Origin of the sequence: Streptomyces niphimycinicus (genome assembly GCF_018883605.1) — a bacterium.
Lineage (GTDB): Bacteria > Actinomycetota > Actinomycetes > Streptomycetales > Streptomycetaceae > Streptomyces > Streptomyces niphimycinicus.
Window position 1 is genome coordinate 1 of sequence record NZ_JAHLEM010000061.1, and the last position, 20,044, is coordinate 20,044.

The 20,044-nt window shown below is 70.7% G+C and carries 15 protein-coding genes and 1 pseudogene; 6 read left to right on the forward strand and 10 right to left on the reverse strand.

The window, feature by feature from the left end; genetic code table 11:
* Positions 1-153, reverse strand: a pseudogene (locus KN815_RS50115) (RNA-guided endonuclease TnpB family protein); the annotation flags it as partial.
* A 417-nt stretch (positions 154-570) separates the two neighbouring features.
* On the opposite strand from KN815_RS50115, the gene KN815_RS07705 reads away from it, so the two are divergent.
* Both KN815_RS07705 and KN815_RS07710 read left to right on the forward strand, forming a co-directional pair.
* Positions 571-1,143, forward strand: a complete 573-nt coding sequence (locus tag KN815_RS07705) for a hypothetical protein (RefSeq protein WP_216340995.1) — start codon at positions 571-573, stop codon at positions 1,141-1,143.
* Positions 1,144-1,325: 182 nt separating this feature from the next.
* Positions 1,326-2,450, forward strand: coding sequence for an ADP-ribosylglycohydrolase family protein (locus tag KN815_RS07710; protein ID WP_211124131.1), 1,125 nt, complete (start codon positions 1,326-1,328; stop codon positions 2,448-2,450).
* On the opposite strand, the gene KN815_RS07715 is transcribed toward KN815_RS07710, so the two are convergent.
* On the reverse strand, positions 2,435-3,859 hold the full coding sequence (locus tag KN815_RS07715) for a glycosyltransferase 87 family protein (protein ID WP_216340996.1): 1,425 nt from the start codon (positions 3,857-3,859) through the stop codon (positions 2,435-2,437). The two genes, KN815_RS07710 and KN815_RS07715, sit on opposite strands and share 16 nt — an antisense overlap.
* Before the next feature lie 267 nt (positions 3,860-4,126).
* Between KN815_RS07715 and KN815_RS07720 the strand changes: the two genes are divergently transcribed.
* Positions 4,127-4,663, forward strand: a complete 537-nt coding sequence (locus tag KN815_RS07720) for a GNAT family N-acetyltransferase (protein ID WP_216340997.1) — start codon at positions 4,127-4,129, stop codon at positions 4,661-4,663.
* Between the two features lie 75 nt (positions 4,664-4,738).
* Here the strand turns inward: KN815_RS07720 and KN815_RS07725 are convergent, their stop codons facing one another.
* Complete coding sequence (locus KN815_RS07725; RefSeq protein ID WP_216340998.1) at positions 4,739-6,310, reverse strand: sodium:solute symporter family protein; 1,572 nt, start codon at positions 6,308-6,310, stop codon at positions 4,739-4,741.
* A gap of 313 nt (positions 6,311-6,623) precedes the next feature.
* Entirely contained in the window at positions 6,624-7,406 is a 783-nt protein-coding gene (locus KN815_RS07730) for an SDR family oxidoreductase (RefSeq protein WP_216340999.1), read from the reverse strand.
* Between the two features lie 185 nt (positions 7,407-7,591).
* Between KN815_RS07730 and KN815_RS07735 the strand changes: the two genes are divergently transcribed.
* The gene (locus KN815_RS07735) at positions 7,592-8,419 is read left to right on the forward strand and encodes a hypothetical protein (RefSeq protein ID WP_216341000.1); all 828 of its coding nucleotides are present in this window, start codon (positions 7,592-7,594) and stop codon (positions 8,417-8,419) included.
* Positions 8,420-8,552: 133 nt separating this feature from the next.
* Here the strand turns inward: KN815_RS07735 and KN815_RS07740 are convergent, their stop codons facing one another.
* The 3 genes from KN815_RS07740 to KN815_RS07750 all read right to left on the reverse strand — a co-directional run bounded on the left by KN815_RS07740 (position 8,553) and on the right by KN815_RS07750 (position 10,991).
* Entirely contained in the window at positions 8,553-8,762 is a 210-nt protein-coding gene (locus KN815_RS07740; protein WP_014054302.1) for a DUF397 domain-containing protein, read from the reverse strand.
* Between the two features lie 208 nt (positions 8,763-8,970).
* Positions 8,971-9,861 (reverse strand): helix-turn-helix domain-containing protein, encoded by an 891-nt coding sequence (locus KN815_RS07745; RefSeq protein ID WP_216341001.1) that lies wholly within the window; start codon positions 9,859-9,861, stop codon positions 8,971-8,973.
* A 380-nt stretch (positions 9,862-10,241) separates the two neighbouring features.
* Positions 10,242-10,991 carry a GOLPH3/VPS74 family protein gene (locus KN815_RS07750; protein ID WP_216341002.1) on the reverse strand — a complete coding sequence of 250 codons (750 nt, stop codon included), beginning with the start codon at positions 10,989-10,991 and terminating at the stop codon, positions 10,242-10,244.
* A 255-nt stretch (positions 10,992-11,246) separates the two neighbouring features.
* Here KN815_RS07750 and KN815_RS07755 point away from each other — a divergent pair, with 255 nt between their 5' ends.
* Both KN815_RS07755 and KN815_RS07760 read left to right on the forward strand, forming a co-directional pair.
* Positions 11,247-14,111, forward strand: a complete 2,865-nt coding sequence (locus KN815_RS07755; RefSeq protein ID WP_216341003.1) for a D-alanyl-D-alanine carboxypeptidase — start codon at positions 11,247-11,249, stop codon at positions 14,109-14,111.
* A 201-nt stretch (positions 14,112-14,312) separates the two neighbouring features.
* Entirely contained in the window at positions 14,313-16,211 is a 1,899-nt protein-coding gene (locus tag KN815_RS07760) for a DUF8823 domain-containing protein (protein ID WP_216341004.1), read from the forward strand.
* Between the two features lie 54 nt (positions 16,212-16,265).
* On the opposite strand, the gene KN815_RS07765 is transcribed toward KN815_RS07760, so the two are convergent.
* The 3 genes from KN815_RS07765 to KN815_RS07775 are packed head-to-tail and all read right to left on the reverse strand — an operon-like array spanning position 16,266 to position 20,037.
* On the reverse strand, positions 16,266-17,573 hold the full coding sequence (locus KN815_RS07765) for an ABC transporter substrate-binding protein (RefSeq protein ID WP_216341005.1): 1,308 nt from the start codon (positions 17,571-17,573) through the stop codon (positions 16,266-16,268).
* The gene (locus tag KN815_RS07770; RefSeq protein WP_216341006.1) at positions 17,570-18,502 is read right to left on the reverse strand and encodes a GlnX family signal transduction membrane protein; all 933 of its coding nucleotides are present in this window, start codon (positions 18,500-18,502) and stop codon (positions 17,570-17,572) included. The genes KN815_RS07765 and KN815_RS07770 overlap by 4 nt, the downstream gene beginning before the upstream one ends.
* Positions 18,499-20,037, reverse strand: a complete 1,539-nt coding sequence (locus KN815_RS07775; RefSeq protein WP_253208819.1) for a vWA domain-containing protein — start codon at positions 20,035-20,037, stop codon at positions 18,499-18,501. The genes KN815_RS07770 and KN815_RS07775 overlap by 4 nt, the downstream gene beginning before the upstream one ends.
* Positions 20,038-20,044: the final 7 nt, after the last annotated feature.

Here is a 20,044-nt window from a genome sequence, read left to right on the forward strand (position 1 = left end):
CAGGTGGGTGGCCCTGGACTTGGCGACGCATTCGTTCCAGATCCACCGGCACCGGTCCCATTCCGCCAGCAGCGTCGTACGGGCGGTGGACGACACGCGAAGCCGGTACGTATACCGGGCGTGCCCGGCCTCGTCGGCTTCACTTGGCGTCATCATGTCGCCAACGTAGCGTCACGGTTCGTTTCTCACGCCGCATCCCGGCAGACCTACCCGAACGGGTGACCGACCAAGCCGCTGCCGACCGGCGGTCCCTCAACTCCGGGAGCCTTCACCTCCTGGAGGTCGCCCTCAGCTCTCCCGTGGTGGGCGCCCGATCGCCCAGCGGGAATCCGGCTTCTCCTGTCCCGCTACGCGCGACACCGGTTCCTTCCCGGCCTGAAGGCTGGGGCATCCTCCGGGAATCCTGGTGATGTTCGAGGGCCTACCGCTCGCTCCCGGTCAACGCGGTGATGACCCTCGCGGGACAGAGCACGCTCGCCCCGCGCTGCTGGGCCGACTACGCCGACCTCGTCGTGGACCTCCCCCTGGTCCCGTTCACAGAGGCGGGGCCCGGCAGTTGCTGACGGCCAAGTGCGTGGCCGACGAGCAGGTGATCGAGGTCGCCCTCCGCCTTACCGGCGGGACGCGAAGGCCGCCCTCGCCGATCTGGACCGGGTGCTCGGGCTCCGCCCCGACAGCTCGCTCGCGCTGGAGTCCAGGGCCAGATGCCACCGCCTGGCGGGCCGGTACGCCGAGGCCGCCGCGGACATCGCACGGGCGGCGGCCCTGGCGGACCAGGACCTCGACCTCGCCTTCGAGTACGCGATGCTGGTGAGCGGCATGGCCGGTCTCGTCGAGGCGCGCGGGCCGTGGGCCGCTTTCGAAGCGCTCCTGGAGGAGCACGGCGGCCAATGGGACGCACAGGCCCGGGTGGCCGCCCCGATCATCAGCAGGGCCGCCCTCGGGGACGGGGCCGGGGCGCAGCGTCTCGTGGCGGAGCTGGCCGCCACCCGGCCGTACTGGCAGGTCGTCGACGACGCCGTGCGCGCCCTGGACGAGCTCGCCCCGATACCCGGGCCGGATCCCGCCCTGCTCGCCGCCCTCCGCGCGCCGCTCACCGAGCTTCGCACGGCCCTGGAGCCCGGACCGGCGGCGCTCGGATAACGGCTCGGAGCGCATACGACATTCGGTGAGGGAATTCGCATTTTCGGAATGCGTCCATCCGTCGTCTTCTCCGTGATGACGCCTTCACATTCCTCGGCGGCCAAGAGGCGATCATTCGATGTCCATTACAGTTCAAAGACAGTTCAGGGCCATTCACGCAGCGAAGAAAAGAGGCATAGGTCGTGACCGCAACCGCCAGCGCAGCGACCGGCGTATGGGGCCGCGCCGAACAGCAGGACTTCCGCAGCCGGGTGCGCGGCTGTCTGCTCGGCGGGGCCATCGGGGACGCGCTGGGGGCGGCCGTCGAGTTCGCCTCGCTGGACGAGATCAGGGCGGCGCACGGAGCCGAGGGCGTGACGGACTTCCTGCCCGCCTATGGCGGTCGTGGACGGGTCACCGACGACACCCAGATGACCCTGTTCACGGTGGACGGGCTGATACGGGCGCAGGTGCGCCGCGACACGGGAGCCTGGCATCCGCCCACCGACATCCACTCCGCACACCGCCGCTGGTACTCCACCCAGCGCGACTGGGGCCCCGATGAGCGCCGTAAGGACGCCGGCTGGCTGGCCCGCGAGGAGTGGCTGTACGCCCAGCGCTCCCCGGGCCGGGCCTGTATCACCGCGCTCGCCGACGACACCATGGGCACCCTGGAGGCGCCCAAGAACCCCGACTCCAAGGGATGCGGCGCCGTGATGCGCTCCGCCCCCTTCGGACTGCTGGTGGGCTGGGAGCCGCAGTTGGTCTTCCAACTGGCCATCGAATGCGCGGCGCAGACCCACGGCCACCCGACCGGCTATCTCGCGGCCGGTGCCTTCGCCCTCATCGTGCACGGCCTCGCGCGCGGCGAGGCGCTGGACGGAGCCGTCCAGCGCGCCCTCGCCCATCTGGCCACCCGCCCCGGCCACGAGGAGACCACCAACGCGCTGCGGTACGCGCTGGGCGCCGTACGGCAGGGCCTGCCGACCCCCGAGCGCGTCGCGTCCCTGGGCCAGGGCTGGACCGGCGAGGAGGCCCTGGCGATGGGCCTGTACTGCGCGCTGGTCGCCGAGGACGTCCGCCATGGGCTGCTGCTCGCGGTCAACCACGGCGGGGACAGCGACTCCACGGCGGCCATCTGCGGCAATCTGCTGGGCGCGCTGCACGGCGAGACGGCGCTGCCGCCCGCCTGGCTGGCGGAGGTCGAGGGGCGCGGCACGATCCTGGAGCTGGCCGACGACTTCGCCATGGAGATGACCCAGGGCCCCGCGCTGCACGGCCCGGGCAGCTCCTCCCCGGCCTGGCTCACCCGCTACCCGCGCGCGTAGGTCCGTTCCGGCCGCCGCCGCGCCGCATCCGTACCGGCGGTGGCCGGCTGCGGCCGTACGGTCCCGCTCCCCTCCCATGGGCGCCTTACGGCGCGCAGGGTCAGATACCCGGCCACGGCCAGGAAGGCGATGCCGATCAGCGGGTAGACGGCGGTGAGGAGCATCTGGGCGGGGTTCTGGTGGAGTTCCACCCGGGTCGGCCTGCTGTGGGGCGCGTACCAGACCATGAAGGAGCAGAACAGCAGCCCGGTCACCACCGTCCAGGCCGTCCAGCCCGCCGTGCGCCGCCGCACCGCCTCCACCGCGAGCAGCAGGACCATCGGAACGGCCCACACCCAGTGGTGCGACCAGGAGACCGGGCTGACCATGAGGGCGGTCACGGCGCAGGTCAGGGCGGCCCAGGCGCGGGCGTTCGGCAGCCGGCCGTCGTCGGCGAGCTGGGCGGCGACCGCCGTGGCCAGGCCCACACAGCCCACCAGCGCGGCCGCCATGAGCCACCACGTGCCCGGGTCGGGGGTGTGCAGGATGCGGGCGAGGGCGCCCTTGAGGTTCTGGTTGCCCGCGCCCTCGACATCGCCGGGGCGGTCGGTCGCGAAGAGGACCTCGGTCCAGAAGCGCCGGGAGTCATGCGGCAGCGCCAGGGCCGAGAACGCGACCGTAAGGGCGAAGGCGGCGGTCGCGACGGCCGCACGCCGCAGATGGTCGTTGAGGAAGCGGCGCCGGGGCGGCCCGCCGCCGGGCTCGGCCCGCCTCCGGGCCGCCCCGGCCGCCCGCAGCCGACGGAGGCCGAGGCAGAGTCCGGCGAGCCCCAGGAAGACCACGAAGAGCCCCGGGGTCAGCTTGATCCCGGTGGCGATGCCGGTCCCGGCCCCGGCCCAGCGGTGGCCCGCCCGGCGGGTCAGATCCCATAGCACCAGCGCCGTGATCAGCAGATTGATCTGCCCGTAGCGCAGGGTCGTCCACACCGGCTCACACCACACCGCCACGGCGGCCAGGGCCAGGACGGCGGCCGGTCGCGGCACCCGGACGGGCGGATCGATCAGCCGTAGCGACAGATGGGCCACCGCGACCATCAGGCCGAGGTTGACGGCCGTCCCGAAGGTCCGCAGGGCGCCCGTGCCCAGCACGGTGAGCGGGGTGAAGATCAGCGCCGCGAACGGCGGATAGGTATTGGGAAGATTGTGCTGAGTCGCCCGCATGTCATAAAGATCCTGGGCATTGCGTACGGTCCATCCCTCGGCGCGATAGACCAGCAGATCGACCATCGTCACCTCGGCGGCCCGCTGTGCGATCCAGAACCCGGTGAAGGAGAGCAGGCAGAAGACCGCCGCACACAGCACCGGCCGGCGCAGTACGAAGGCGCGGGCCCGGTGGATCCGGGAGTCGGTGATCGTCTGTATGGCGGTCACGGGGGCTCCAGAGGTCCCCGGGGACCGTGGCTCGCTCGGGGCGGGGCGAGTCGGGCCCAGGGGTGGTGCGATCGATGGCGGTCGGCTCGGACGGCCGCCCATCGTACGTTCCGGATGTGGACGCCAGGTGGAGGAGAGGTTGCCTGGACAGCATGGATCTCCAGAACGCCACTCCCGCACCACATTCCACTTCTGCCCCGTCGCCGGGGCCGGGACGACCGTAAGGCGGCCGCTCCCCTCCAGGGCCGTTGGCCGTAAGGTGGGCCGGTGCCTGCCTCCACCGCCGTCATACGTGACGCCACCCACGCCGACCTGGGCGCCATCGCCGCGATCTTCAGCCACTACGTCACCGAGACCGTCGTCACCTTCGAGGAGATCCCGCCCACCGTCGACGACTGGGCGCGGCGGCTGGCGGACCTGACCGACCGGGGCCTGCCGTTCCTGGTCGCCGAGGTCCCCGAGGGCACCGGCCGTACGGTCGCCGGATACGCCTACGCCGGGCCCTGGCGCCCCAAGCCCGCCTACCGCCGCACCGCCGAGAACACCATCTACCTCGCCCCCGGCCGGACCGGCGCGGGGCTGGGGGCCGCGCTGCTCGGTGCCCTGCTCACCCGCTGCGCCGAGGCGGGCGTACGGCAGGTCGTCGCGGTCATCGCCGACTCCGGCAGCGACGCCTCGGCCGCCCTGCACCGGCGCTTCGGCTTCACCCCGGCGGGCAAGCTGGCCGGTGTCGGCCATAAGCACGGACGCTGGATCGACACCCACCTCATGCAGTGCGATCTGACGACCGGCGCGAACCCGTAGATGGAACCGGGTCGCCGGTCACCCCGCGATGGGTGGTGACCGGCGGCCCGGATCGTGGCCGCCGTGCGGAGGGCGTCAGTCCGTGGCGCCCGCGACCGACTTCCGGCCGGTCGCGCCCTGCTCGGGCTCCGACAGTGCGGCGCTCGCCGAACCCGGCCCGTCGTCATCCGAGTTGAGCGAGGCGAGGATGGCATCGCGCTCCGGGGTGTCCTCCGGCTTGATGTAGCCGATGACGATGAAGAGCACGAGCGAGACCGCGAGCGGGACGGAGATCTGGTACTCCAGGTTCACGCCTCCGTCGATCGCGTCGTTGATCGGGTAGTTGACCAGGTAGAAGGCGATCAGACCCATGGCCCAGCTCACCAGCGCCGCCGTCGGCCCCGACTTCCGGAAGGCGCGCAGCATGCCCAGCATCAGCGGGATCGCGATCGGCCCCATCAGCCCGGCCACCCACTTGATCACCACGGTGATGATGTCGCCGAAGAAGTCCGAGTTGACCTGGGTGGCGATGCCCATGGACAGGGCCAGGAACAGCAGGGTGGTGTAGCGGGCCGCGAGCAGCCCGGTGCGGGAGGACCATTCCCGGACGGACTTGAAGATCGCGGGCATGATGTCCCGCGTCACCACCGCCGCGATCGCGTTGGCGTCCGAGGAGCACATCGCCATGGTGTGCGAGAAGAAGCCGACGATCACCAGCCCCAGCAGACCGTGCGGCAGCAGATGCTCGGCCATCTCGGCGTAGGAGTCGGCGGGCTTGTCCGTCTTGATGATCAGGGGCGCGACCCACATGGGGAAGAACAGGACCAGCGGCCAGACGAACCACAGGATGGCCGAAAGGCGGGCCGAGCGCTTGGCGGAGTGGGCGCTGTCGGTCGCCATATAGCGCTGCGCCTGGTTCCACATGCCGCCGTTGTACTCGAAGGTCTTGATGAAGAGGTAGGCGAGCAGGAAGATCAAGGTGTACGGGCCGACGGTGGGCTCGTGGTGGCTGCTGGGCAGGTCGTCCCAGACGGTCCAGAAGGTCGAGAAGCCGTCCAGCTCATTGAGCACCGCGATCAGCATCGCGATGCCCGCGATGAACTGGATGATGAACTGGCCGAGTTCGGTCAGCGCGTCCGCCCACAGCCCGCCCACCGTGCAGTAGATGGCGGTGACCACGCCCGTGATCAGGATGCCCTGGTTGAGCGAGACGCCGGTGAAGATGGACAACAGGGTGGCGATGGCCGCCCACTTGGCGCCCACGTCGACGATCTTCAACAGCACCCCGGACCAGGCCAGCGCCTGCTGGGTGGGGAGGTTGTAGCGGTTCTTCAGGTATTCGAGCGGCGAGGCCACCTTCAGCCTGCTGCGCACCCGGTTGAGGCGCGGAGCGAAGAGGCTGGCGCCGATCGCGATGCCGATGGCGATCGGGAAGGACCAGGTGACATAGGAAGTGATGCCGTATTGGTAGGCGATGGCCGCGTATCCCGTGAACATCACCGCGCTGTAGCCGGACATGTGGTGCGAGATTCCGGACAGCCACCAGGGCATCTTGCCGCCGGCCGTGAAGAAGTCGCTGACGTTGTCCACGCGCTTGTGCGACCAGAGGCCGATGCCGACCATGACACCGAAGTAGCCGATCAGTACAACCCAGTCGAGACTGTTCATGTCCCCTCCAGGGGTCCGCCATATGAACGGGAGCGCACTTCGCCGCGACGTTCGTCATGGGCGGTTCCCCCGAGCGGGAGCGGGGTACTTCCGGGATTGAACCGCTCGCTCGGGTGACCGGTCAAGGGTTCTACGGGTCACGAGTGTGAACGCAGATCAGAAAGAAGAACGAATTTACTCTTTCTTGACCTGACGGGGCGTTGTCGTTCGCCTGTTCGTGAACCCACGATGATCGGGCACTTCGTCAGACGCACGCCCACCGAACGATGGGTCGTACGGGAGCGGGATCCCGAAAGGCCGGACAGGAGTCGCGCTAACGCATCAGTTCACCGGCGTTCACCAGCAGCGACTGTCCGGTGATCGCCCGGGCCCGGTCGGAGGCCAGGAACACCGCGGCCTCCGCCACATCCCCGTCCGTCGCCAGCTCGGGCAGGGCCATCCCATCCGTGAGCCGGGCCAGCACCTCGGCCTCGCTCACCCCTTCGGTCTGTGCCGTGAAGGCCACATACGCGCGCACCGGCGGCCCCCACATCCAGCCGGGCTGCACGGTGTTGACCCGTATCCGGTGCGGACCCAGCTCGCGCGCCAGCGCGTACATGGTGGAGGTCAGCGCGCCCTTGGAGGCGGCGTACGCGGTCTGGCGCACCTTGGTGGGGGCGGCGGACGACGACTGGGTGCCGATCAGCACCACCGAGCCGCCGTTCCGTTTGAGCGCGGGCAGACAGGCGCGGGTCATCCGCAGCGTCCCGAAGAGATTGATGTCCACCACCTGGGCCCAGGACGTGAAGTCGGCGTCCTCCAGCCCGCCGAAGTGGCTGTCCAGCGCGGCCACATGGACGACGGCGTCGATCCGGCCGAAGCGGTCCAGGGCGAGCGCGGCGAGGGCCTCGCACTGCTCCTCGTCCGCGATATCGGTCGGCCGCCAGGCGGTGCGCTCACCGCCCGGATCGACCTCCTCCGCCACCTTCGGCAGCCGCTCCTCGGTCCGCGCCCCCATCACCACCCGCGCCCCGTCCCGGACGCACGCGGCCACCACCCGGGCCCCCAGCCCGGGCCCGACCCCGGAGACGACGACGGTCCTGTCCTCCAGCGGCATGGCGGCACCTCCCGTATCCGGCGTCGCGTCAGATTAGGGGTGCGGCCCGCAGATGGCCAGAGCGCGGCAGTGGTTGGGCTCCGGCGGAAGGCCAGTCCCGGCCGTGTCTCCGCCGTCCGATTCCGCGCACTTGATACGGACGTCCCCCTCCCCAACTGACGTCGCGTCAGCTAAACCTGGGGGGCATGACAAGCGACGCGTACGCGGAACTGGCCTCCGTCGGCCCGTACGGAGTGCGCCCGGGGCATGCCCTGATCACGATGGTCGAGCCGCATCCGGGCCATGAGTACGCCTACAACCGCTGGTACGAGGACGACCACTTCATCGCGGGCGCCATGGCCATGCCGTGGATCTACGCGGGCCGCCGCTGGGTCGCCACCCGCGAACTGCAACTGCTGCGCTATCCGGAGAAGTCGGCGATCGCCCGGCCGGTCACCGCCGGCTGCTACCTCTCCGTCTACTGGCTCACCGAGGGGCGCTACGCGGACCATATGCGGTGGACGGTCGGGATCAACAAGCGGCTGCTCCGGGACGGGCGGGTCTACCAGGACCGTACGCATGTCTTCACCGCCTTCCAGGACCACGAGGCCACCGTCTACCGGGACGGGGCGGCCGGTCCGCGCGATCACCACGCGCTGGACCACCCCTATGCCGGGCTGGCGCTGGAGGTGATCGAGGCCGAGAGCCCGGAGCAGCGGGAGGAACTGCTCACCTGGCTCCGGTCCAGACATCTGCCGCGCCGGCTCGCGGGCTCGCCCGCCGCGATGGTCACGGTGTTCCGGCCGACCCCGCTGCCGTCGGACCGGATGGCGTATGTGAAGCAGGTCGAGGGAGTCGACACCCGGCTGACCCTGCTCTGGTTCCTCCAGTCCGATCCCCGGGAATGCTGGGAGCGCTGTTTCATCGGTCTCGACGCCGAGGTGGCCGATGCCGGTCTCGGCCGGGTGGAATTCATGGCGCCGTTCATTCCGACGATTCCCGGTACGGACCAATACGTGGCAGAACTCCGCTGAAGCGGCGACGCGGGAATGCCCCGGAAACGCCCGGAGCCCTCTCGGCAGGGACGGCGACCGGTCGAGAGGGCTCGGTTACAGGCTTGCGGCCCTGTGCCGCCGACCGCGCTGCCGCGGTCGGGTGCCAGGTCAATCAGCCGAGGTCGAAGGCGCCACGGCTGACGTCGGACACAAAGGCCGACCACGATGCGGGGGCGAAGCTGAGCGTCGGTCCCTGGGGGTCCTTGGAATCGCGCACGGCGATCTCGCTGGCGACCGGGGAGGCGATTTCCACGCAAGCGCCGTTTCCGGCCGAGTACGAGGATTTCACCCACATGCTCGTCTTTCCCTGCTGAATGGACACGATTGCTCCGATGCGTTTTGTTGATGAGACCCACCCCCGTTTGGAGGCGTCACCGACGTTACTCGGCAACATCGTCCGGAAAGCGGGCCATTCACTCGACCGGATGGCATATTCCCGTGGCCCCTTCCGCAGCACGGTGCGGAGGTGTAGCCTCCGCCCCTCATCGTTCGCGCCGGAGTGTTTCGTTCCCCCGTCAGTCCGCCCCCCGTCAGTCCGCCGGGGCCGCGCCCTCCTCCTGGTGCCGGCGGGCGTGTTCCTGGGCCATCTCGGTGATGAACTGGCGGCTCTGATCCGCGTTCAGCGCCTGGGCCCGCAGATGCTCGTACATCATGCTGTAGCTCTGCACATCGCTGAGCTTCTCCAGATACAGGTCGCTGGTCACGCCCTCCAGATAGACGACGCTGGTGTCCGACTCGTCCGAGAACTCCAGGATGGTGAACTGCCCGCTCATCCCCGGATGCGATCCCATGTCGAACGGAAGCGCCTGCACCGTCACATGGGGCTCGTGGCTCATCCGGACCAGATAGTCGAGCTGATCGCTCATGATCATCGAGTTGCCGACCACCCGGCGCATCGCCGCCTCGTCCACGACCGCCCACAGCCGCAGCGGGGCCAGCGGATCGGTGATCCGTTCCTGGCGCCTGAGCCGGACCTGGACCCGCTGGGCGATCTGGTCCTGCGGGGCCTCCGGGAGGGCGCCGCTGATCACCGCCTCCGCGTAATCCGGTGTCTGCAAGAGGCCGGGGAGCACCTGCGGTTCATAGACCCGCAGGGACGCCGCGTCCGTCTCGAAACCGATGTAGACGCTGTACGGCACATCGCCGAACGCGTTCCACCAACCCTGCTGACGCGACTCCTTCGCCATTTGCATCAGGGAATCGACCAGCGCCTTGTCCTCCACCTTGTAGGTGCGGCACAGGTCGCGCACATCGCGCTGGCTGATGCTGCGGCGCCCGTTCTCCAGTCGGCTGATCTTCGACTGGGAGACCATCAGCTCCTCCGCCACCTCCTCCGCCGTCATGCCCTTCTCCTGGCGGAGTCTGCGCAGCTCCTGGCCCAACCGGCGTCGCCGGACAGTGGGGCCGACGTTCGATGTCACAGGACGTGCACCTCCGGCTTCGTGCTGCTGATTTCTGCTGTTCAGCAGCCTGCCACTACCGGACGGGGGCGCGCTGGGAAATGGCCGCACAAAGGCGGCCGCACCACGATGGACGAACGCGCGCGCGGGGCGGCGGGGCGGCCGGTCGTCCAAATCGGCCGTCCCACCACCCCGCGCGCTTCAGCGGCTCCCGAACCGGGTCAGTGGGGACTGCGGTGCGGTCGGTGGAGCGTGTGTGGTGCTGGGTGCTGCCCGGAGCCGGATGGTGGCGCTCCGCCCCGGACGGTGCCGGGAACGGTCTCCGCCGCCCCGCTGACGGGCTGTTGGTGCGTTCGACGGGCTGGTTGTACGTGGTGGTGTGGTAGCGCCCCGAAGGGGCCTCAGCGCGCTCCGACGCGGGCCATGCTCCCGCGGCGGGACGGCTGGGCCGGAACGCCGGCCGCGGGCTCCGCCGCGGCGCCTGTTCCCGCCTGTCGGCCCGGGGCCGGTGCGCGCCGTGGCTGCGCCGCGACACCGTTCTGCACGTCCATCACGGCGTGCGCCACCAGACCGCCCATCGGGTCGTGCCGGATCAGATCCCGGAGCCTGGAGCGCGAGGAACGCCCCTCGTTCCCGGGATACAGGTGCTTGCCGAGCCCGACCGCGTGGGCCAGGGCGGCGAGCGCGGCGGTCCGCGGGTCCGGCGGTACGCCGGTGCGGATCGCGCTGTCCAGCCGGGACCTGATCTCCCGGCTGATCGCCGTGTCCGTCGCCTGGTAGCGCGTCGTCGGCAGTACGCCACACATCTGGCCCGCCACGGCATGCACCATGCCGCAACGCTCCAGGTGCGTGAGGTACGTCTGGCGCAGCCCCAGCCGGGGCCCGCCGATCCAGTGGACCGCGCGCACCGGGCTGCCGCGTCGGCGCAGCAACTCCAGTGCGGAGTCCAGAGTCGGATCTCCGGTCGGCCGTGGCAGCACCACGGCGATACGATCCCCGTCAGGGGCTATCCGTCCGGCCAGGGCCAGCTCCACTAGCTGTGCCCCGGCAAGACCCAGGTCGAGCGACTGCGGCTGCGCCGTGGTACCCGTGGTCGGGTCCAAAGCGAGCAGCAGAAGCTCCTCCGGAATGGTTCTGCGGCTCCTGCCCATCCATGCCTCCCCGCGTGGATGAATGACAGGGTGACCCCTCTCACATTGGTCTGTCGAGAGTGCCTGGGGGGTTTGGGTGGGAACCAGTAGGTATGTCTTTCTCGTCTAGCGGGTGGGCGGGCACCTGAAGACGCTCTCCGGCTGTGGCGTTGCGCCATCGCGTGCCGGACACACAGGACACTGGTAGAGCTTGGGCTGCGGGACGTGACGCCATGGGGCGTAGGGCGTCCCGCGACACATATCGAGGAGGCATCGGTGGCGGGCGAGTCCCCCGGCAGGTCGGATCAGCAGAAGTCGTCGGGGGAGACGGCTAGGGGAGAAAGCGATCCGCGGCTCGCGATCTCGCGCGAAGCGGAGGCGGCCCAGGGCTCGACGGCGGTCGCCGTCGTGTCCGACGACCTCCGGTCGGGTTCCGGTGAGCCGCAGTCGGCTCCCGACGAGCCCGATGTGACCTCCGAGGCGGCCTCCGGGACAAGGGGCAAAGCGGAGGCTGAAGCGGAACCGGAGGCACCGGTGGCCGACGGGGACGATGCAAACGTTTCTGGTGTTCGCGATGGTGAACGGGGCGAAGGTTCCGGGACGTCGGAGGCGAAGGACGAGCCGGAGACGGATTCCGGTGCGGCGGGTGAATCGGGCAAGGGGGATGCGTCCGAGTCGGACGTGGAGCCGGAAGCGGACGCGGATGGCGCCGGTGGCGCCGATGCCGACGTAACGGCTGGGGGCGCGCCCGAGGCCGATGCGGAGGCCGAAGCCGAGGCTGAGGCGGATGAGGACGGCGACGAGCCGTCAAAGCCGTCGGCCGATCAGCGGACGGCTGTCTTCCGGACGGTGAAGCAGAAGACGGACGGCGACGCGAAGGCTGAAGACGCGTCCGAGGCCGGGGGTGACGAGGACGGCGACGAGCCGTCAAAGCCGTCGGCCGATCAGCGGACGGCTGTCTTCCGTACGGTGAAGCAGAAGACGGACGGCGACGCGAAGGCTGAGGGTGACGAGGGCGGCGACGAGTCGTCGGAGTCGTCCGTGGACCAGCGGACCGCCGCCTTCCGTACGGTCAAGCCCAAGGCTGACGCCGACGCGAAGGCTGAAGACGCGTCCGAGGCCGGGGGTGACGAGGACGGCGACGAGCCGTCAAAGCCGTCGGCCGATCAGCGGACGGCTGTCTTCCGTACGGTGAAGCAGAAGACGGACGGCGACGCGAAGGCTGAAGACGCGTCCGAGGCCGGGGGTGACGAGGACGGCGACGAGCCGTCAAAGCCGTCGGCCGATCAGCGGACGGCTGTCTTCCGCACGGTGAAGCCCAAGGCTGAGGACGAGGACAAGAAGAAGGAGGCCGAGGAGGCCGAGCCCGCGGGCGCGTCCGAGAAGGCCGCCGCGTCCGAGAAGGCCGCCGCGTCCGATGCGGACGATGACGCCTCCGGCAAGCCGGTCGACCGCGCGACGGCCGCCTTCGGCGTGCTCCCGGAGAAGCCCGGAAAGGGCGGCAAGAAGGGCGTCGACCAGCCGACCACCGCCTTCAAGGCGGTCAGCCCCCCGGCAGACAAGAAGGCGTCCGAGAAGGCGTCCGACGCCAAGACCGCCGAGCGGCCCTCCGACGCGAAGGCGTCCGAGAAGGCGCCCGCCAAGAAGCCCGCCGCCGAGTCGGACAACGAGCGGACCAGCAAGTTCGTACCGCTGCGCTCCCCCGACGACCCGGCCCCGTCGAAGCCCTCCGCCGCGCCTACGGCGCCCGCCGCGCCCGCCGCCTCCTCGGCCCCCGCCGCCCCGCCGGCCGCCATCCCCGAGGCCGAGCGGACCAAGCAGCAGCCGCTGCCGCCGATGACCTCGGACGGCAAGCAGCCCGCGCCGCTCGACCTGCTGGCGCAGCTCACCAACACGCCGCCCAAGCCCGAGACGCCGATGCGGACGGCGGTCCGCCGGGTCAAGATCTGGACGCCGCTGGCCGCGCTGCTCGTGATCATCCTGGGTGTCGTCCAGGCGCTGCGGCCGCTGCCGGAGCCGGCGCTGAAGCTCACCGCCGACTCCTCCTACCGCTTCGGCGGTGGCGAGCTGTCCCTGCCGTGGCCCGGCCAGGGGCAGTCGGCCGCGGAGGTCGAGGGCGTGGGCAGCCTGGGCACCTCCGGGGATCAGAAGCCCGTGCCGATCGCCAGCGTCACCAAGGTCATGACGGCCTATGTGGTGCTCAAGCACCATCCGCTGAAGGCCGGCGCGGAGGGCCCGAAGATCACGATCGACGCGCAGGCGGCCGAGGAGGCCAAGTCCGCCGACGAGTCGCGGGCGGCGGTCAAGAAGGGGCAGACCTTCACCCAGCATCAGCTCCTCCAGTTGCTGCTGATCAACTCCAGCAACAACATCGCCCGGCTGCTCGCCCGCTGGGACGCCGGGTCGCTGGACGCGTTCGTGAAGAAGATGAACGACGCGGCCGGGGACCTGGGGATGAAGCAGACCACCTACACCGACCCCAGCGGCCTCAAGGAGTCCACCAAGTCCACCGCGGCCGACCAGCTCAAGCTGGCCAAGGCGGCGATGCAGTCCGAGGCGTTCCGGGCGGTCGTGGCGACGCCCAACACCGAGATCCCGGGGCTCGACGACCGGATCTACAACAACAACAATCTGCTGGTGAAGCCGGGTGTGATCGGTATCAAGACCGGTTCGTCCACTCCGGCCGGCGGTGCGCTGATGTGGGCCGCCGTACGGACGATCGACGGCAAGAAGCAGCGGATCCTCGGTGTCGTTCTCGAACAGCGCGCGACCACCACGCTGGACGCCAGCCTCCAGCTCGCGCAGACCAACAGCTACAAGCTGATCAGCACCCTCCAGGACGCCCTCACCTCGGCCACCGTCATCAAGAAGGGTGATGTGGTCGGCCAGGTCGACGACGGGCTCGGCGGCACCACGCCGGTCGTCGCCACCAAGGATCTGAAGGCGGTCGGCTGGTCCGGTCTGGGGGTCGACATCAAGATCGGTGACGGCGGTAAGAAGGTGCCGCACTCCGCCAAGGCGGGTACGGTCGTCGGCGAGGTGACCGTGGGCACGGGCCCCGGACAGCTCACGGCGCCGGTGGCCCTGAAGAATGACCTGTCCGAGCCCTCGTTCGGCGCGAAACTGACCCGTATCGGCTGACCCGGCGGGGAAGTGGGCTAAGGGGACGAGCGACGCGGCCCCGGCGCGAAACGCCGCCGGGGCCCGACGCGGCTGGGGGCCGCCCGCGCGTGCTAGCGTCGATGGGTCCCCGGCCTGGACCCGCCGCATGCGAACCGGAGTGATCCGGTGCGGGGTTGAGGACGATGGGGCAGACCTCGGGGGAAGACGGGGAGAGCCGCAGTGACCACCGTGGATCCGACACGGGCCGATGAAGGCGGGGGCTCGGAGGAGAGCACCGCCGCACGAATACGCGTACCCACGCAGCGCTGGTCGGCCGAGCCGACGGACCCGGCCGAGGCGGAGCGTGAGAGCGGGCAGGCCGCTTCCGGCGGGCTGCTCCAGCGCGCCCGGACGGCTCTGCGCCATCCTGTGTGCGCCTCGCTTGCCGCCGCCGCGCTGCTGCATCTGCTGTGGGTGGCGCTGCTGGCGAACAGCGGCGGTGACCTCGCCGCGCAGGACGCCTGGGCGGAGTTCGCCCTCCAGCATCCGGACTCGGCGTACAACCTGGCCTGGTACGGCGGGATGCACCCGGTCTCGTACAGCGTCATCTCGCCCTATCTGATGGCGGTCCTCGGCGTCCGCTCGACGATGGTGATCGCGGGGACGCTGTCCGCCGGGCTGCTCGCGCTGCTGCTGGTGCGCAGCCGTGTCGTGCGGCGGCCGTTGTGGCCCGCCCTGTACGGCGCGTTCGCGCTGACTTGCAACGCCATCTCGGGCCGGGTGACCTTCGGGCTCGGCGCGATGTTCGGGCTCGCGGCGGTGGCCGTGATCTTCGCCTGGCCGCGCAGGTGGCGGTCCCGGCGCTGGCACCACAAGACGGGACGGTTCGTACTGGCCGCCCTGCTGGCCGCGCTGTCGACCATGTCCAGCCCGGTGGCCGGTCTGTTCGTGGGCGTTGTGGCCGCCGGTCTGTGGCTGACCAAGCGGCGCCCCGCCGCGTACGCGCTGGGGATCACGCCCGCGCTGGTGGTCGGCCTGTCGGCGTGGCTGTTCCCGTTCTCCGGTGAGCAGCCGATGGGCTTCGGGTCGGTGATCCTGCCGTTCATCAGCGGCGCCGCCGTGCTGATGTGCGTGCCGCGCACCTGGTCGACGGTGCGGGTCGGGGCCGGGCTCTACTGCTTCGGGGTGGTGCTCACCTGGGTGATTCCCTCCCAGATCGGCACAAATATCTCCCGCCTCGGCATGATCTTCGGCGGGGTGGTGCTGATCGCCGTGCTGCCCGCCCTGCGCAAGCCCCCGCGCGCCGAGCTGCGCTCCACGCCCGCGGGCCGCCGCTGGACCGTCCTGGTGCTGGCGCTCGCGACCGTCACGGTGTGGCAGGGGGTCAAGACCGCCGACGACGTCATCCACACCACCCCCTCGGCGTCCTGGGCCCGTGAGCTGGCGCCGCTGGTCGACCGGCTCAAGCGGGCGAAGGCCGACCGGGGCCGGGTCGAGGTGGTTCCGGTGCGCAGCCATCGCGAGTCCTCCGCGCTCGCCCCGTACGTCAATCTGGCGCGCGGCTGGAACCGCCAGCGCGACATCGACCGGAACCCGATCTTCTACGGCGATGACACCCTGACCCCGGCCAGCTACCACGAATGGCTCAAGCGCTGGGCGGTGCACTATGTGGTGCTGCCCGCGGACGACCCGGACACCGCGGCGGAGCAGGAGGCCGAGCTGCTCGGCACCAAGCTGCCGTATCTGAGCCAGGTCTGGTCCGACGCCAACTGGAAGCTGTACGAGGTCAAGGATCCGACGCAGATCGCCGATCCGCCCGCCACCGTGCAGCGTGCGGGCGCCGACCAGCTCGTGGTGTCGGTCCGCTCCAAGGGCCCGGTGCTCATCCGCATCCCGTACTCGCCGTGGCTGGGCCTGGTGGACGACGACGGGAACAGCGTCCGGGCCCCGAAGGGGGAGGACGATCAGCTTCCGGTCAACCGCGAGGGCTGCCTCACCAAGCAGACCCAGGGCGGTGAGGAGGGCCAGCCGGAGGACGAGTGGACGGTGCTGCACGCCCCCCGGCCCGGCGTCTACCGGATAACGGGCAAGTACCAGCTTCCGCGCGGCACCCCCTGCCCGGACGAGATGGCTCCCTGAGCCGGGCCCATGAGCCCGGGTACTCGAGCCTGGGCCCATGGGACCGGCCCTGGGTCACCGAGCCGGGCCCGGCGAGCCGCAGACCCTTGGCAGCCAGGGCTGGTCGCGGGCGCCGCGCAGGCCCTGGCGGACCTTCTCCAGGCTGCGCAGCAGCCCGTCCGGCTGCCGGGTGGTGTCGCTGAGGTAGGTCAGTGCGGCGCGCTGGAAGGCGAGCCGCATCCGGGTGGGCATGGCGTCCGAGGCGTCCAGGCACAGCGAGGCCGAGTCCCGGAGGGTCTTCGCGATGTTCCGGTCCACCTCGTCGTCACCCTGGGCGTCGAGCGGGACGTCGGGGTTGGCGAAGAACGGGTGGGTGCTCTTGGTGGCGGTCCCCCGGCCCCAGGTCCGCTGGGCGTCGGCCGAGACCAGATAGCGCATCAGCTCCTGTGCCTGCGGGGTGTCACGGAACATCGCGGCGAAGTCCCCTGATACCTCCCGGGCGGTGGAGCCACGGTCGGCATCGGGGAGCAGGCTGCGGGAGAAGGTGAAGTCCGCCTTCTCCGGGTGGGGGTAGCCGCTGCGGATGAACGACCCCTGATGCTCCAGTGCGCACGGCGGGTCGGCGTCGAACAGCTTGCTCCCGGCCTTGCGGAAGTCGGTGATCAGCGCGGTGCGCGCGGTGTCCCTGCCGAAGAGCGCACCCCAGCTTTCCCAGGCCCGCCGCATCCGCGGGTCCGTCCACGGCAGCCCGCCGGTCGCCCAGTCCTGGTAGACGGATCTGCCCTGCTGCTGGAGCAGCAGATCCTCGATCCAGTCGGTGCCCGGCCACCCGGAGGTCGCGTCGTCGCCCATACCCACACACCACTGGCGGCCGTCGGTGGAGAGGGCGGCCAGTGTGCCCGGGCGGCGGCGGTCACGGTCGTACCACACGATGCTCTTGAGATCGGCCTTGACCGCGATGCCGTACACCGGCCCGTTGGCGCTCAGCCGGGGTGTCCAAAGCTGCCCGTACGCCGTGCGCTCCCGGCTCGGGATCACTTGGTCCAGCGGGGTGAGCTGGCGCTGGCCGGCGTAGGCGGCCAGCTCGCCGGAGCTCGGCAGCACGGCGATATCGGGCGGCGTTCCGGAGGCCACCTCCGAGGACAGCACCTCGCGCAGCGCGGTCGTGCCCTGATAGTCGACATGGACGCCGGTGCGCCGGGTGAACGTGTCCAGCAGCTCCCGGAACCCATCGCCCTCGGGGCCGGTCCAGGACGCGAGCACGCTGACGCTGCCGCGCGACTGCCAGCCGCTCGTATCGCCGGCGCCCACGACACACAGCAGCACCATCCACAGCCCGAGGACCGTGGCCGTGGCCTGGCCGGACCGCTTCGCCGCGCTCATCGGGGCTGGAACCGGTACTCGTCGATACGCGGCTGAAGACCGACCAGGATCAGTGCGGCCAGCACGGCGCCGCCCACGGGTATCCAGCCGACCGCACCGGCCTGCCAGTGCGCGCTCCGCATCGTCCTCGCCACCTTTCTGGCGGTGGGGCCGCCGGTGTGGCCGATATCCGGTCGGGTCAGGCTGGCCCCGGCCGACTCCAGCCGGTCCTGGGTCTGATACGTGAAGACGGCCAGCGGCAGCAGCGCGACGAGCAGCGCGGTCGCCGCCGCCAGCCAGGGGTTGACCAGCCGCCGGAAGCGGTGCCGCAGAAAGCGCTGGGTGTGCACCAGCAGCGCCGCCAGCGTCAGGAACAGCCCCGGCACCAGCAGCCACCAGGCGAACGACAGCAGCCAGCCGAAGGAGGTCTGGTCGTCGAGCACATTGAACTGCCGCTTCTGCACCGCCTCCAGGCGGTCGAGGATGCCGCTTTGGTCATGCCGCAGGATGGAGTCGGCATACCCCAGGTAGGCATTCTTGAGCGTCGGGTTGTCGCGGCTGGCGTACGCCTGCTCGATGGTGTCGCCATAGGACGTCACCAACGCCGCCGTGGTGCGCAGTGACCCGCGCGCCGACTCGCCCCCGATGGTGCTCTTGGACACCTGGGCCAGGCTCTGCTTGGCCGTCGACAACTGATTGCGGTACTCCTCGCTGAGCCCCTCGAACTCCGCGGTGGGGCTGGAGATGCTGCGCTTCGCCTCGTCGTAGGACGCGTCCAGCGCATCGACTGCGGCGGCGACCTGGAGTATCGCCGGGGTGGACCGGTCGGTCACCGCCGCGGAGTTGCGGCTGACGCCGAAGTACGCGGCCAGCAGCGCGGCCACGGCCAGCGCCGTGACCACCAGCAGGGCGATCAGCCGGCGCACCAGGAAGGCTCGGGTGCCGCTCATGTCGCACCGCCCGGTTCGGCGTTGAGCGGAGGCTCGGTGCTGAGCGGAGGTTCGGCGTCGAGCTGAGGTTCGGCGTCGAGCGGAGTGTCGCACTGCTGGCAGAACTCGGCGGTGGCGGGCGCCCGGCGCCCGCAGGCCGGGCAGATGACATCCGCGGCGGGCGGCGCGGCGGCCCTCGGGCGCTCCGCCCCCACGAAGTGGACGCTCTCCTCCGACACGATGATCGCCGAGTTGAGGTCCAGCGGCCGGATGGGCTCGCGGATCCGCACCTCGCCGGTGGCGGCTTCGACGATATGGACCAGCCCGCTCAGCCGGGCCAGCATCTTCTCGCTGCCGAGCTGATGGGCGAGCTGGACGGCACGCCCCCACTGGCGGCGGGCCCGCTTCCGGTCACCCGCCTCATATGCGTCGCAGCCCGCGGTGATGGCGTGGCCGAGCTCGGAATCGGCGTCGTAGTGCGCCAGCCGGGGGTCGATCCGGGACGAAAGCAGCACATCGTCCGTCCACTGGACCAGCACGGACTCGGGCTCGGGCGGCGGCAGCGCGGTGTCGCCCTCCACCACCAGCTCCACGCCGGCCAGCTCGACGTCGTCGCCCGTCGGATCGCCGCGCGGATCGGCGAGCACCGACACCTGGTACTCGCGGGTCTCGTCTCCCCACGCCTTGGTGGTCCACTCCCAGGTGCGCTCATCGGGGCGGACACCCTCGTCGGTGACGTCCACCCGGGTGGGGTGCACCTGCTTGACGAAGCCGACCCGGCTGCCCGCCCGGGCGCGGATCCGGATCCGCACCCCGGCCAGCGCCTTGGCCATCGAGGCGGAGACCATCTCCTCGAACTCGGCGGCCAGCGCGGCGTCCTCCAGCACCGCATCGGCCCGGCCGTGCAGCCGGCGCGCGATCCGCTTCAGCTCGGCGGCGTCCCAGCCGTCCCCGATACCGCGCGCGTCACAGGTGAAATGCGGGGCACACGCGTCCAGCACCTTGTCCAGATAGCCGGGCGGGTCGTGCTCATTGCGGCCGTCGGTGAGCAGCAGGGTGTGCTGGATCGCGGCGGGCTGCCGCAGATGGAGCCGGCGGGCGAGATCCAGCCAGGAGCCGATCGCGGTGCCGCCGACCGCGGGCAGCCGCGCCGCGACCCGGGCGGCGGCGGCCTTGGTGTCGGGCCCCGCGACCGCCATACCGCCGGTGAACGGATAGACGACCTGGGCCTGTTCGGTGCCCTCGACGATCGCGAAACGGGTGCCGTCGCGGAGTATGCCGACCGCGGTGGCGGTGGCCCGCCGCGCCGCCGCGATCTTCGTCGGCGGCCAGCTCATCGACATCGAGCAGTCGATGACGATGACCTCCGAGGCGGCGGTACGGGCCGCCGCCGGGCCCAGGCCGCGGGCCCGCACGCTGACGATGGCGTGCATCTCGGTGCGGCCCGCCGAGGCGGGCAGGTACTTGTTCTGATGCACCCGCAGGGTGAGGGCCGGACCCCCGTCCGCGCCCTCCGGGCCTGGGGCGTGTTGTCGCTCTCTGCGGTCCTCGTTCATCTGATCC

What these genes read in the sequence shown, in the direction of transcription:
- KN815_RS07775 (WP_253208819.1), bottom strand. Translation starts at nt 20,037, where the DNA reads ATGAACGAGGACCGCAGAGAGCGACAACACGCCCCAGGCCCGGAGGGC.
- KN815_RS07770 (WP_216341006.1), bottom strand. Translation starts at nt 18,502, where the DNA reads ATGAGCGGCACCCGAGCCTTCCTGGTGCGCCGGCTGATCGCCCTGCTG.
- KN815_RS07735 (WP_216341000.1), top strand. Translation starts at nt 7,592, where the DNA reads ATGACAAGCGACGCGTACGCGGAACTGGCCTCCGTCGGCCCGTACGGA.
- KN815_RS07765 (WP_216341005.1), bottom strand. Translation starts at nt 17,573, where the DNA reads ATGAGCGCGGCGAAGCGGTCCGGCCAGGCCACGGCCACGGTCCTCGGG.
- KN815_RS07725 (WP_216340998.1), bottom strand. Translation starts at nt 6,310, where the DNA reads ATGAACAGTCTCGACTGGGTTGTACTGATCGGCTACTTCGGTGTCATG.
- KN815_RS07750 (WP_216341002.1), bottom strand. Translation starts at nt 10,991, where the DNA reads ATGGGCAGGAGCCGCAGAACCATTCCGGAGGAGCTTCTGCTGCTCGCT.
- KN815_RS07730 (WP_216340999.1), bottom strand. Translation starts at nt 7,406, where the DNA reads ATGCCGCTGGAGGACAGGACCGTCGTCGTCTCCGGGGTCGGGCCCGGG.